This window comes from Filomicrobium insigne (assembly GCF_900104305.1).
Taxonomy (GTDB): Bacteria; Pseudomonadota; Alphaproteobacteria; order Rhizobiales; family Hyphomicrobiaceae; genus Filomicrobium; species Filomicrobium insigne.
On the sequence record NZ_FNJC01000003.1, the window covers coordinates 497,618 to 511,614 of the forward strand.

Annotated in this window: 9 protein-coding genes; 7 read left to right on the forward strand and 2 right to left on the reverse strand. The window is 57.9% G+C overall.

All coding sequences use genetic code 11. The annotated features are described in order from the left end of the window. The first annotated feature begins 20 nt into the window (after positions 1–20). The 7 genes from miaA (at position 21) to BLS30_RS18325 (ending at position 10,355) form a co-directional block, all read left to right on the forward strand. Entirely contained in the window at positions 21–944 is a 924-nt protein-coding gene (miaA, locus tag BLS30_RS12465; protein ID WP_090229146.1) for a tRNA (adenosine(37)-N6)-dimethylallyltransferase MiaA, read from the forward strand. Positions 945–1,055: 111 nt separating this feature from the next. Then, on the forward strand, positions 1,056–2,822 hold the full coding sequence (locus BLS30_RS12470) for an acetolactate synthase 3 large subunit (RefSeq protein ID WP_046478858.1): 1,767 nt from the start codon (positions 1,056–1,058) through the stop codon (positions 2,820–2,822). A gap of 236 nt (positions 2,823–3,058) precedes the next feature. Then, positions 3,059–4,120: a glycosyltransferase gene (locus tag BLS30_RS12475; RefSeq protein WP_090229149.1), complete on the forward strand. Its 1,062-nt coding sequence runs from the start codon at positions 3,059–3,061 to the stop codon at positions 4,118–4,120. Positions 4,121–4,134: 14 nt separating this feature from the next. Further along, entirely contained in the window at positions 4,135–4,821 is a 687-nt protein-coding gene (locus tag BLS30_RS12480; protein WP_090229151.1) for a glutathione S-transferase family protein, read from the forward strand. 55 nt (positions 4,822–4,876) lie between these two features. Then, complete coding sequence (ilvN, locus tag BLS30_RS12485; RefSeq protein WP_046478855.1) at positions 4,877–5,425, forward strand: acetolactate synthase small subunit; 549 nt, start codon at positions 4,877–4,879, stop codon at positions 5,423–5,425. A 429-nt stretch (positions 5,426–5,854) separates the two neighbouring features. Next, positions 5,855–8,380: an OmpA family protein gene (locus BLS30_RS12490; RefSeq protein WP_090229154.1), complete on the forward strand. Its 2,526-nt coding sequence runs from the start codon at positions 5,855–5,857 to the stop codon at positions 8,378–8,380. A 187-nt stretch (positions 8,381–8,567) separates the two neighbouring features. Next, positions 8,568–10,355, forward strand: a complete 1,788-nt coding sequence (locus BLS30_RS18325; protein ID WP_244512427.1) for a hypothetical protein — start codon at positions 8,568–8,570, stop codon at positions 10,353–10,355. A gap of 27 nt (positions 10,356–10,382) precedes the next feature. On the opposite strand, the gene BLS30_RS12500 is transcribed toward BLS30_RS18325, so the two are convergent. Both BLS30_RS12500 and BLS30_RS12505 read right to left on the reverse strand, forming a co-directional pair. After that, positions 10,383–11,339, reverse strand: coding sequence for an alpha/beta fold hydrolase (locus BLS30_RS12500; RefSeq protein ID WP_076605338.1), 957 nt, complete (start codon positions 11,337–11,339; stop codon positions 10,383–10,385). Positions 11,340–11,587: 248 nt separating this feature from the next. After that, positions 11,588–13,930, reverse strand: coding sequence for a lytic transglycosylase domain-containing protein (locus BLS30_RS12505; RefSeq protein WP_139165345.1), 2,343 nt, complete (start codon positions 13,928–13,930; stop codon positions 11,588–11,590). Between the last annotated feature and the right edge of the window lie 67 nt (positions 13,931–13,997).

Below are 13,997 nucleotides of genomic sequence, written 5' to 3' on the forward strand. Positions count from 1 at the left end.
CTCGGGTTAAGCTAAGTCATATGGAACAAAATCGGGCAATTCTTATCGCAGGGCCGACAGCAAGCGGCAAGTCGGCCTTAGCGATAGCCATCGCCAAGTCCTGCGGCGGAACGATTATCAATGCCGATTCAATGCAGGTTTATGCGGAGCTAAGGATTCTGACAGCCCGTCCGATGCCCGCCGACGAGGAAATTGCGCCACACCGCCTTTATGGCCACGTCAGTGTCACCCAAAATTATTCCGTTGCTACCTGGCTAAAAGATGTCGAAGCGGTAATTCGCGATGTGCGCGCCTCGGGGGGCGTCCCGATTATCATCGGCGGGACAGGCCTTTACTTCATGGCTTTGACACGCGGCCTTTCCCCAGTGCCATCCATACCCGACAATATACGCAGATACTGGCGGCAGGCGGCGTGTGAACGCCCGGTGGGAGAGCTTTATCAGGAGCTATGCCGCCGGGATCCTATTACGGCTGCGCGGCTGCGCGAAAGCGATCGCCAGCGCATCGTGCGCGCCCTTGAGGTGTACGAAGCCACGGGAACACCATTGGCACAGTGGCAGGAAAAGCCCGGCACGCCGCTCCTTAGCCCCGCGGAGTATGTTGGCCTCGTCGTCGATCGTCCCCGCGAGGACCTTTATGCTCGTGCGGATACCCGCTTCGCCCAGATGATCTCTGAGGGAGCTTTGGAAGAGGTCGTCCTTATGAGGTCAATGCAACTTGATCCCGATTTGCCGGCAACCCGGGCATTGGGGCTGGCGCCGCTGATGGCGTGCACAGCAGGAGAAATATCCCTTGAAGAGGCTTCGGGGCTCACGTGTCGAGATACCCGACATTACATTCGGCGGCAGCTAACGTGGCTGAGGCGAAATATGATTTCGTGGAAATGGATTCAAACGAAAGAAATGGAACAAATTAAGCGATCAGGCTTTAGTTTCGTTGACTGACCTCACTGCATCCGCCACATAGGGCGGACTGGGCAGGCCTGACCGGCCACCGGCCTTCATAAAACGGCTATTCAAATCGACCTGCCTCTAACGAGAGGAGACTTAAAAGTTATGGCGAGAACGATGACGGGCGCCGAAATGGTAATCAAGGCGCTGGCAGACCAGGGCGTCGAGCATGTTTTCGGTTATCCTGGTGGTGCTGTTCTGCCAATTTACGATGAGCTGTTTCAGCAGGAAAAGGTCCGTCACATCCTCGTTCGTCAGGAAGGTGGGGCCGTCCATGCAGCCGAAGGCTATGCACGCTCGACGGGCAAGGTCGGCGTTGTTCTTGTGACCTCAGGTCCGGGTGCGACGAATGCCGTGACCGGGCTCACCGACGCTTTGATGGATTCGATCCCCGTCGTCTGCATAACGGGGCAGGTCCCGACGCATCTGATCGGCAATGATGCATTTCAGGAATGCGATACCGTCGGCATCACGCGTCCGTGCACAAAACACAACTGGCTCGTTAAGGACGTGAACGACCTGTCGCGCGTCCTGCATGAAGCTTTCCAGATCGCCAAGTCAGGACGCCCCGGACCGGTTGTCGTCGACATTCCAAAGGACGTGCAGTTCTCCACGGGCAATTACGTCGGTCCGTCGAACGTACAGCACAAAACGTATAAGCCGCGCATGAAGCCGGATCAGATGGCCGTCCGCAAGGCCGTCGACCTGTTGGCCAATGCCAAGAGGCCGATCCTCTATACGGGCGGTGGCGTCATTAATTCCGGGCCGAAAGCAAGTCTGCTGCTGCGGGAGTTCGCCAAGCTGACGGGCTACCCGGTCACATCGACCCTGATGGGGCTCGGCGCATTTCCGGCCTCTGATCAGCAGTTTCTAGGAATGCTCGGCATGCATGGCACTTACGAAGCCAACATGGCCATGCACGATTGCGACGTTATGATCTCCATCGGCGCGCGGTTTGACGACCGCATCACCGGGCGGCTCGATGCCTTCTCGCCGAATTCCAAGAAAATCCACATCGACATCGATCCCTCCTCGATCAACAAGAACGTTCGCGTTGATATTCCGATCGTCGGTGATGTCGCCTACACGCTGGAAGACATTTTGCGCGTCTGGAAGGCGAAGGCGCCTCAACTCGAAAAGGCTGCCCACAAAACTTGGTGGAAGCAGATCGATAAGTGGCGGATGAAGAAGTCGCTTTCTTACAAGCAGAACGAAGACGTCATCATGCCGCAATACGCGGTGGAACGACTCTATGAACTGACGAAAGATCGCGACCCTTATGTCACGACCGAAGTCGGTCAGCATCAAATGTGGGCGGCGCAATTCTTCAAATTCGAAGAGCCCAACCGCTGGATGACATCGGGCGGTCTCGGAACCATGGGCTACGGCCTCCCGGCGGCTATTGGCGCGCAGTTGGCACACCCCAAGTCGCTGGTTATCGACATCGCTGGCGATGCCTCGATCCTCATGAATATCCAGGAGGCGTCGACCGCCGTTCAGTACCGTCTTCCGGTGAAAGTGTTCATCCTGAACAACCAGTACATGGGCATGGTGCGCCAGTGGCAGCAGTTGCTGCACGGCAACCGCCTTTCCGAGAGCTATACGGAGGCATTGCCCGACTTCGTCAAGCTCGCCGAAGCCTATGGCTGGAAGGGGATGATCTGCGACAAGCCCGGAGACCTGGATGACGCTATCCGTGAAATGATCGATACGCCGGAGCCGGTGATCTTCGATTGTCGTGTGGCAGCGCTCGCCAATTGCTTCCCGATGATCCCGTCGGGCAAGGCGCACAATGAGATGCTGCTAGGCGAGGACGTTTCCGACGAAGATGTCGAAAATGCCATCGGCGAAGAGGGCAAGGTGCTCGTCTGACCCAAGCCGGGTCTTTGGAAGTTACCGATTGGGCGCCGGCAATCGCTGTCGGCGCCTTCCGCTCGGACGAATGAACAGCAAATCCGTGGGCACAGCAGGCAAAGGTTAGCGGCGCGAACTGAGACCGAGTTTGCCGCCCCGTTGAAGACGTCATCGAATACGGAACTCTGTTTGGTTATGGCCCGGACTGTATCGATACAGGCGAGAAAAACGCTGAAGTCCAGAAGGATTTCCGCATGAAAATCCTATTTGTCGGGCCCGGTAATAATCACAAGTACGGGGGAGGCTTCTACTACGCCTTCCATCGGCGCTTGATCAACGGCTTCATCCGGTCCGGCCACTTCGTCTACGCCTACAGCGATCGAGACACGGCTGATTACGCGCTGGGTGTTCGCCAAATTGGGAGCTGGCTGGCCAACAAGCGTTTGCTCGACATAGCCAAAGAGCTGCGGCCGGAAATGATGGTTCTCCTGCTCAGCTATTTGATTACACCGCAAACGGTGCGTCGTATTCGCGAATTGGTGCCGGGCATTAAGATCGCCGCGATCTGTATTGACGATATCGACCATGAAAGACCGGCTGCGCAATTCCGCTATCTATTAGAGGCGGCCGATGCGGGCTTTGCCACGACAGGCGGGGAGACCCTCCAGGATTTTGCGGGAAGCAAACCTGTCGCGTTCATCCCGAACCCCATCGATCTTTCAATCGATACGGGACAAGCCTTCGCCGAAACGAAACATCGCTTCGAGCTTTTTTTCGCCTGTCACCAGCCGCCAGTCGATGCGCGCTGGCAGTTCATAGCCGCACTGCAAAAAGAACTGCCTTCGAGCATTCGCGTCGGACTGTACGGAAACAAAACGGGGGACGCGCTGCGCGGCGCTGACTACGTCGATACGCTGTCCCACACGAAGATTGGTCTCAACCTTAACCGTCGCGATGGTGACTTATACGCTTCCGATCGCATGGGCCAGTTCCTGGGTAACGGCCTGCTCCTGGCGACGCCCACGGCGTCAGGTTATGACGCCGTGTTTAGCGAAGACGAGATGCTGTTCTTCGATGGTCTTGCTGACCTATCGAGGAGGCTCGTCACCGCGCTGGGGCCTGGCGAACCCTGGCGCAAGATGGCACGCGCCGGGCGCGAGAAGGCAATCGCGACCATGAATGAGACATGCGTTGCCCGTTTCATCTGCGATTTCACGATGGGCGGCACCTGGGCGCAGAACTGGACGTTCTCCGAGCATGCGTTTGCAGCGGGGAGCAATGTTCGGCAACGGGATCTCGTTGCCACCACTCATTGAAGCGGAACGTCGCAATGCATTTGATTATCGCGAATAAACTTTACTCATCGTGGTCGATGCGTCCCTGGCTTGTGATGCGTGCCATTGGGCTCGACTTCACAGAGACTGTCATTCCATTACGACAGCCGGATTCAAGTGAACGCATTCGCGAATTTTCGCCCAGTGGCAAAGTGCCAGTATTGATCTCGGGCGACGTCGTCGTCTGGGAAAGCCTCGCGATCATTTCTTATCTAGCAGACCGCTTTCCCGATAAGCCGGTTTGGCCCGGCCGAGATGCCGCGCGCGCTCATGCGAAGTCTATTTCGATGGAAATGCACGGCGGCTTTCAAGCACTCCGCCAAGCGTGCCCCATGAACCTGGGTAAGCGCTTTGCTCCGCGCGACTTCGGCGAGAACGTTGCGGCGGACGTTGCACGCATCGAAGAGATTTTCATGACGACGCGTGAGCGCTTCGCGGGGGATGGGCCATTCCTGTTTGGTGACTTCTGCGCAGCGGACGCGATGTTCGCACCGGTCGTGACACGTCTCGATACCTATCAGATCAAGGTTCGGCCTGAGACGCGGGCGTACATGGACGCTGTCCTCGCGTATCCGGAATTCGTGCGCTGGAAGCGGGAAGCCCTCAAGGAACCCTGGACAATTCACGCCTACGAAGAGGGCCATGAAGTGGTCGCTGACCTTCGCGCCGAGGCCACCGCCTGAAACAGCACCCCGTATCAGATCAAACACCATCACATAAGAAAATGGATACCGTCCTATGACACAAACGACAACGCAGTCTCACTACCCGAACCTCTCAACCCACGAAGAGATCGTTTCCCGAACGCTCTCCGTGATCGTTGACAACGAACCTGGCGTTCTCGCACGCGTGATCGGTTTGTTTTCCGGGCGTGGTTACAACATTGACTCCTTGACGGTGACGGAGACCGAGCACGAGAAGCACATCTCGCGCATCACGATCGCAACCAAAGGCACCCCGATGGTTATCGAGCAGATCAAGCACCAGCTCGAACGACTGGTGCCGGTGCACCGCGTTCATGATCTGACCGAGACAGGACAACCCTTGGAGCGCGAACTGGCCCTGGTAAAAGTTCAGGGCAAGGGCGAAAAGCGTATTGAAGCGTTGCGTATGGCGGAAATCTTTCGGGCGGAAGTGATTGATGCGTCGACAGAACACTTTGTGTTTGAGTTCAGTGCGCGTTCATCAAAGGTCGATCAGTTTATTTCAATCATGAACGAACTCGGCCTCGTCGAAGTCGCCCGTACCGGCATCGCGGCAATCGCACGCGGACGCGGGCTTGTCTGAGCTGGTGTAGCGCAGACGGTTCCGGGATCAACGATGGAAATAGGGCTGGAGGCAAGGGCAACTCGTTCATGGTAAACGGGCCAATATCCTGGTTACATGGATGCTCTACCTCTACGTAGCCGTCATTGCCCGGTCACACCTGCCTGCGAAATGATGCTCTCCGGCAGATCGAATATGATCCTGGGGCTTGCACCTTGGCCTGTCACACGGCTCAATAGGGGGCCTTGGGCGGATCGTACGTTATAAGTACGGATCTGCACTTGTGGTGCTACAAGTCGAGTTTGCGGTAACAGGATCCTCGATCCTCAAGAGTGTCGGCGACCAATAGGCACGTCAGGCACGGTGGCCAGTAGATGGCCGTCAGCCGCAACGCCAGATCGGAACGCGCGGAAATAGCCATCCGCAACGAACGTGGGAGCAGAAGGCCAGATGAGTTGCAATCCTTGGCGCTGGCTTTGGGGGCTCCTTCCGTTGGCCATACTAGTTTGGCTGACGGTGGTGGAAGAGCGCCCGCGTATCGAAGCCGACTTGACGGCGCGCACGCAGCAAGCGCTGAAGGTTGCCGGAGTCGATTGGGCAAATCTGACGTTCTCGGGTCGTGAAGGCACTTTGGCCGGACACACGTCGCATGACGCCGAACCAGAAAAGGCCATTCAAATCGCGCACAGCGTTTGGGGCGTCCGGACGTTGGCAGCCGATATCAGGCGAGCCGACGCGATAAATGATTATTTCTGGCAGGCGGAAGCGGCCGACAGCGGTATTCGCTTGGCGGGATACGTTCCTGACGAGACAAAACGCAATACCGTTATCGGATTGGTCCGCGAGCGTTTTCCCGATCGGCCGATCGACGATCGAATGAAGATCGGTCTGGGAGGCCCCGACCCCGATCCGTGGCTCAAGACGATCGGCTTTGGGTTGGACCGTCTTGGCCAAGTCAAATCTGGAAATGTAGAGGTTCACCAACTGGCGCTGTCCGTATCGGGTGAAGCGCTGTCTCATGCTGCGTACAGAAGCGCCAAGTCTGCGCTCTCCGGTGATCTGCCCCCTGGGGCCACCTTGATCGCCGATAAAATTACGCCGCCGGTCGTATCCCCTTTTAAGTGGGGTATGCAGAAGACAGCGACACAGATCGTCTTGAACGGCTACGTACCGGACCAGAGCACACGCGAGCAGCTGTTTGACAAAGCGAAAACCACATTCCCAAAGCTCGCAATCATCGACCGGATGGAAGTCGCCGGTGGAGCGCAGGAAGGATGGTATGCTGCCGCTGTTGCGGTTTTGAATAGCCTGCTAAGCCTCAGCGAGGCAGACGTACAGGCATCGGATGGCGCCATCACGTTAAAGGGGCGCACCCCCGATGAGGCGACGGCCGCGCGCGTGGTAGCTGCGCTTCAGAGTGCGCTTCCCGCGACATTCAAAGCGCGCACAGATTTGAGTTATCCGCCGCCGCCGCCGCCGATTGTTAGTCCCTTCACGACACACATTGAGATGAGGCCGGGTTTTGTAAGTCTCACGGGATATGTGCCAAGTGATGCGGCGCGGACCGCCGTGATGACGCAACTCCAGAAACTTCTGCCCGATGCGAAGTCCGTTGACAAACTCGCGCTGGGGTCTGGGGCACCGGAAGGCTGGCAGGCATGCCTCTTCGCGGGGCTGGATGCTTTGGCAAAACTTGGAAACGGCACACTCGCGTTAAGCGATCGTTCCATGCAACTCACTGGCAGAACGCGGGATGAAGCGCTTGCTGAGGCTTTGCCGGCTCAGGTGCGCGCCGCCGCCAATCGCGCATGCGACAGCAAGCTTGAGATCGCTTTGGACGTTCCCCCCGAGCCTAATCTCAAGTGGCGCGCTGAAAGCACTGGCAACGGTGAACTAACACTGGAAGGCGAGGTGCCGGATAAAGCGAGCGAGACGCTCTTGGTTAGCAGCGCCGAGCAGCTTTTCTCCGGGGCACGTTTGATCAACAAGATGACGCTTGCTTCGGGAACGTCAGAAAAATGGCAAAAGGTTTCCGTTGCTGCCTTGCAGCTCCTCGCGAAATTGCGCCGTGGTGAGGCCATCCTTGATGGCCAGCAATTGACGTTGCGCGGAGAAGCAAGCGACGCAGCGGTTGCCTCCGCAGTCAAAGATCAGATTTCGCATACGCTGCCTAAGGGGTACGTCGGAAAGCCTGAAATCATTGTGCGTTCAGAGGCCATGATCTGGGCGGATAAGGAAGCCAAGCGCAAAGCTGCTGAGGAGGCCGCGCGCCGTCAGGCTGAGGAAGCGGCGAAGCAAAAAGAAGAGGCCGATCGCGTCGCCGAAGAAGAGGCGCAACGCCAGGCGGCTGAAGCGGAAGCGCGCAAGCAGGAAGAACAAGCGCGCCTTGAGACGCAGCGGGCAACGGAGGAAGCCACACGCCGCGCTGCCGAGGAAGAAGCGGCTCAGAAGGCTGCTGAGGAAGCGCGACGTAAAGCTGAAGAGGAGGCCGACCGGCGACGCGAAGCCGAGGCGGCTGCAGCCGCAGCAGCACAAGCACGAGCTGCGAATAAGCCGAATAACGATCCATCGCCGTCAACTGAACAGCAGAAGCAACGCAAGGCGGAAGCTAGCCGTTGCGAAGAGCTGCTACAGTCTGCAGCAGCGACGGGCTCGATACGCTTCCGGTTCGCCAGTGCACGTCTTGAAAGCGGCAGCACGGGAACTCTGGACCGTTTGGTCGAGATCGTGAAGGGATGCCCAGACTTCCGCATTGAGGTCATCGGGCACACTGATGCTATCGGGCCCAGTGATCAAAATCTCATACTGTCCAAAGAGCGCGCGCAAGTTGTCATCAATTATCTGACCAATGCCGGCATCGACACGTCTCGCCTTTCGGCAACTGGATACGGTGAAACGCGTCCGATAGTACCTAATACGTCCGCGAGTAATCGGGCGAGAAACCGGCGGATCGAATTCTCTGTAAAGACGGATTGACCGGCTTCAATGTAATCGGGAGGAGACGGGCATGGATTATCTGTTCGTCAAACTGATTTGGTATCTGGCTATCGCCTTCGCCATCGGCTTGTTTGTCGGCTGGTTTTCCTGCAGCCGTGCGCGTGACTAAGCCTCGCTTGATCGCATGCGAACGGGAGTACGCGCGTAAAGGAAAAGGGCAGCTCAAATGATGTTTCTGACTTTGCAGACAGCGCTTTTGTTGCTGACGGTGTACGTGCTCGGAGCCATGTGTGGGTGCTGGTTGCACCGAATGCTCGTGGCTCCAATCAGCGCGGACGACAGCTTGGTTGCTGCAGGAGCGGCAATTTCGGATCAGCCCATGATCGAGACCGCGACAGGTCCGGCGCCGGAAGTCGCGGACCTGTCGCATGAAAATAGGTTCGAACGCGCGCTTGTTGGGACGCGTCTGAAGTCAGTCGGTGACTTGCGTTCGCAAGAGACCGCACCCGTTATCGAAGCCGGGCAGCCCCCGGCGCGCGTCGTCGTTCCGGCTCCAGCCGTTCCGCCTTATGAGCCCCCATCCACATCCCCTCCGGTTTCGCAGGGTGAAGGATTTCCGAGCTTGCCAGCCGCCGGTAGCTCGGGCGGGGTGACAGGTGCGTCAGCGCCGTTGGCGCCTTCTGTGACGCAAAGCCCTGACGACCTCACGCGCATTCATGCCATCGATGAGGAAACAGCAACGCGTTTGGCTGAACTGGGCATGGCCTCCTATGCGCGCTTGGCGGGCCTGACACGCGCAGACGTTGACAGAGTTGAAGCGAGCCTTGGCCAGCAGCGGATCTCCCGGGAGGGGTGGATCGAACAGGCCAAGCTCCTCGCGAGTGGACACGAGACGGCCTACGCACGCCGACTTTCAGGAAAAGGTGAGCCACTGCCAACCCCCGCCGAGGTCTATCGGGAGGGCATGGAGCCGGAAGTCGATACCAGCCCGGAAACGTCGGGGAGCTCGGAAGGTCTGAGAGACGCGCCGCAAGAAGCAGCTCTAGGGGAGCCTCGCGAGGATCTAAGCACGACTGAAGAGATCGCAAAGCCACCGGTTGAGGAAGGGGACGACACCTCTAACGCCGATGCCGCCGATGAAACGGCGGCAATCATGGCAGCGGCGGCTGTGCTTGCGAAAGCCCAAACCCATACAGATGACAATCAGTCGGATAACGACGAGGCATCATCCACGGCGGCCCTTGCACCTATCGATGCACCACCACCGGTCACTGATGATCTCCTGCGCATCCGCGGCATCAATGGCGATGCAGTCGCGATCTTGTCCGCGAATGGCGTGAACCGATTCGAACAGGTTGCAAATTGGAACCCAGACGAGGTGCGCCGTTTCGAAGGCTTGATTGGTCCGGTCGGACGCATCCGTCAGGAAAATTGGATAGAACAGGCGCAAATCCTTGCCGGTGGAGGCGAGACTGCTTTTTCTCGTCGCCAACGCTTGGAACCGCAACCAGTCTGGCACGAACAGCCTCGGTTTGCCGACGTCGAAGCGCGAGAAACTGAAGTCCTCGAAGCTTCTCCGGAAGAGAACCCTGCACCGTCCGTGAAGGATGCCACCGTAGAGAACTTCGACGTCGCCGATGCTATCGCGACCCCTATCGTCGAGGTGCCTGTCGGCGAGGTAGAGCAAAGTTGCGCGGAGCCGATGGAGGCCGATCTCTCCGGTTTGCGTTCGGTAAAGTCACCCTTGCTCAACGGCGGCGAAGCGAAGACCGAAACAGGCTATGACGATCTCAAACGCATCCGCGGAATTGGCGTACTTATCGAGAAAAAACTGAACTCTCTGGGTATCAACCGCTACGAGCAGATCGCCAACTGGAGTGCTGCTGAAATCGATAGGATCAGTCAGGTGCTCGACTTCAAGGGGCGGATCGAACGCGAAGCTTGGGTAGAACAGGCGCGCATCCTCGCTTCCGGTGGGCAGACGGAATTTTCCAGCCGCCTTGACCGTGGATAGCCTGCAATGGTCCCCCCCTTCGAGTGACTAACTCGCAAGGACCCGCTGGGCGAGGCTTCTCGGGCTGACTGATCCTGCATGCGCAGAGTGAGAAGCCGGTTGCGTCCCGTCGTGTGTAGAAAGATACGAAGCGATAGCCTGCATGCTCCATTCGTCCCGCAACAATGGGGCGTGACCCTCGCCGGGGACTTCAAGATCGGACAGAGCCGGATGCCGACGGTGCATTTCCTCCACGGTAGCGCGAGAGAGAATGTCTGAATTCTCGCCGCGCAATACGAGCACCGGGACACGCTTCAATGCTTCGAACTGCGGCCACAAGGCCGGCATCGGTCCATCGAGAATGGACATCGTGTTCTTGAGTTTCGGATCGTAGCTGACGGCCGGTTTGCCGTTTTTTTCATTGTACCATTGGCGCGCCAGAAGCTCCCAGTCTTCCGCGCGGACGTTGGGGAAGCGCCGCTGATTGATATCTCGCATAAGCGCGGTAGCTTCTTCCCAAGAGCGCGGCAACGGAATGCGTCCCACATAACCTGCAATGCGCATCAGCCCGTCTGTTTCAATCACGGGGCCGATATCGTTGAGGATGATCGTGCCGACACTGGCCGGTTGAAGAGCTGCAAGAATGGTTGCGATAAGACCGCCGCGCGATGTGCCAATGATCGCGACATGATCGAGGCCCGCAAAAGCCAGGAAGTCGAGGACGTCGAGCGCCTCAGTTGGCACCGTATAGTTTTTCCAATCAGGGTCCCACTCGGATTGCCCGCGACCCCGATAGTCCAGCACATAAACATCGCGCGCGTGAGCACCGGCAGCAGAAAGATAGCAAGCCAGATCGTGGAAATCTTTGCAATTGCGCGAAAGCCCCGGCAGGCAAACGACAGGTCTAAGCCGTGACGCCGGCGCGCGATAAACGCGACCGTGCAATTTGAGCCCATCGCGAACACGAAAAAATAAATCGTCAAAATGGTTCTGCATGACCGACATGCGAACATCCCCGCAAAAAAAAGCGCTATGGCGCCTACTAGCCGCCATCACGTAAGCCACAGTCATACTAGCCAGAACACCCGCCCTCACAGTGGTCTGGCTAGCTAAAGTTTTTGTGCGCTTCCCAGGAGCCGGGTTTTCTCCGGCGCTGAGCGAGCAAACAAATATCCGTTTCCTCCGTTTCGGAGCATTTTGCGGCCGAACAGCCGTGCGACGCAAATCAAGACCGAAGTCTGCGGTGAAGAATTTTAGCCGTCCTTCGCAGCTCGTGTCCGTCGTGCACCAGGAGCATATTTGCGGCGCGACCCACTGGCTTGGGCGCGCGTGAGGTCTTCCTCAAGGCGGAGCGCCTTGTCGCCGGCGCCGAGGCGCGCACGATAGACTTGGATATTAGAGAGAACCTTCGCGACGTACTCACGTGTCTCCTTGAACGGAATGCGCTCGACCCAATCGATCGGATCGAGATCAGCAGCACGCGGATCGCCTAACTCACGGATCCACTGCCGCGCACGTCCAGGCCCCGCATTATAACCTGCGAGACCAAGCACGTAGGATCCGCGGAATTCCCCCATGCGGTCGCCGATGTACGCTGAAGCGATCATCAGGTTGTAGGCTTCATCCCGTCCCAGGCGCGAGATCTCACATTTAAGTCTGTAGTCGCGGCAAACATGCTTCGCCGTGACCGGCATGACCTGCAAGATGCCACGCGCGCCAGCGCCTGATACGATCTGAGTATTGAATTCGCTTTCTTGCCGGGCAATGCCGAACAGGAAAGCGGTCTCAGGAGGCGTCCGCAATGGTTTGTATTTAGGGAGCGCCTGCACGGGGTAGGCGTAGTAATGCAGATTCATGCCCGCACCGATGGCCCGCTTCCCAATACGCAAAGACTGCTGGGTATCCCCAAGAGCACGCATTAAGTGAGCCACAAGCGCAGCGTCCGCCTCATTATCTGCGAGCGCACCCAGATTTGCTAAAAAGGGACGCGTAATGCTGCGGCCCAGCCCTGCTTTATCGGCGATGACTGCGGCGTGCACGGCGTCGTTGCTTTGGAAGCGCGCGATTTGTTCAGACGTCGGCGCTTGCGGCGGCCTAATCGGCAGAGCTTGAATGCCGGGCTTCAGCCGCTGCATAGCGAGCTGGCCGTGAAAGGTGTCGAACTGCTCCGCAGCCTGTTTGTAATAGTCCCGGGCCGCCGCCTTATCGCCAACCGCTTCGAGCGCCCGACCCAGCCAATATCCGGATTTTGCTCTGCTGAGAGGACCGTCTGCAGCTTCGTGCATCACCCGAAAATGTTTGATCGCTGCTTTCGCATCACCGAGGTAGCGCAGCGCGATCCAGCCTGCGACGAAGGCTTGCTCTTTGAGCGGATTTACAGACAGCGGACCCGCATCGCGCACAAGTTCATAGGCAAGTTGCGGATTGTCATCATCCAGCGCTGCATAGGCCGTAAGTCGTCGCTCATCCCACCAGGCATCCGGATTGACTGTTTCCGATTTGGTGATCGGGGCGCTGAGCAGGAGCTTCGCAGCCTCCTCCTTATTGCCGCTGCGGCGCAGGTGCATGATGCGATGGAAGCTCACCCCCCAATCCGTATGTGCTTTTTCAGGTAGGTCTGCGAGTAATTTCCCGGCAGCGTTTTGACGCAAGAAGACCGACAAGCGCGCCTTGGCTTTGGCTTGTTCGAATTCGGAAACGCGTTTCATCTGGCGACGAACGACTGCCGCCCGGGTATTGCGCGAAGAGCTCCATCGGAAGTCGTCCGTAAGAAGCCGATCCAGGCGCCATTTATGATCCGCATGCGTCAGGAGCGATCCGATGCGCTCCAAAATATCGTCCTCATAGTCATCCGGAATATCGCCATCCCGCCACGCCTTAGAGGCGAGCTTCACGGCATGGTTCCGTTGACCGCTCGCAGCATAGGCGGCCGCGAGTGCTGCTTCACCCGCAGCCGTCTCAGGCTCTCGACCAGAAAAATACCCGAGCACCACGCGCGGATTGGAAACCTGAAGCATCATGGCTTCCAGATGTTCGATCAGCAGCCAGCGATTAGGCCACTGTGGATTGGCCGCAAGAAACGCCTGGTAGCTTTCGATCGCGCCCTCGCCCCGACGCAGAAGCCCCCAATCAATCAGCTTTTGCGCGACAGGGTTATCGATTTGCCCGCGCAAAGATTTCGCATTCGCGAAATCATTTTTTCCAATGGCATCAAAAGCGGCCTTTAGAGCCTCACCATCCGCCGGACTAAGCGGAAGCGTGCGCACCGGTGCGATGGCTTTGTCAAAAATGGCGTTGGAACGGGCTTCCGCTTCGGAAATCCGGATCGTCGTGAGTTGACCATCGTGATCCAGCAATCGGTAGGCAGCCTTGAGCGACTGGAGATCGCGTTCCGGATTCGTACCGGGTGGTGGAGGCGGCTGCGCATGTGCTGCGGGGAGCAACATCGTATAGGCCGCGAACGCGACCGCAAGAAGCCACCCGACACGGCCGAGATGCTCTGAATGCCGGTGTCCAGATTGGCCTGTGAGCGTCCCCCACGACCGGTGAATGCGCCGCACTGATGTAAAGCCAATGATAGGGTTAAAATACTTCAACGTTGCCTCGCTTTGCCCAGCCCCATGGCATCGCTTGCGAGCTGTCAGTCAAACACGTAATCTACTG

Coding starts and splice junctions, on each gene's coding strand:
- BLS30_RS12470 (WP_046478858.1), top strand. CDS start 1,056: ATGGCGAGAACGATGACGGGCGCCGAAATGGTAATCAAGGCGCTGGCA.
- miaA (WP_090229146.1), top strand. CDS start 21: ATGGAACAAAATCGGGCAATTCTTATCGCAGGGCCGACAGCAAGCGGC.
- BLS30_RS18325 (WP_244512427.1), top strand. CDS start 8,568: ATGATGTTTCTGACTTTGCAGACAGCGCTTTTGTTGCTGACGGTGTAC.
- BLS30_RS12475 (WP_090229149.1), top strand. CDS start 3,059: ATGAAAATCCTATTTGTCGGGCCCGGTAATAATCACAAGTACGGGGGA.
- BLS30_RS12500 (WP_076605338.1), bottom strand. CDS start 11,339: ATGTCGGTCATGCAGAACCATTTTGACGATTTATTTTTTCGTGTTCGC.
- BLS30_RS12490 (WP_090229154.1), top strand. CDS start 5,855: ATGAGTTGCAATCCTTGGCGCTGGCTTTGGGGGCTCCTTCCGTTGGCC.
- ilvN (WP_046478855.1), top strand. CDS start 4,877: ATGACACAAACGACAACGCAGTCTCACTACCCGAACCTCTCAACCCAC.
- BLS30_RS12480 (WP_090229151.1), top strand. CDS start 4,135: ATGCATTTGATTATCGCGAATAAACTTTACTCATCGTGGTCGATGCGT.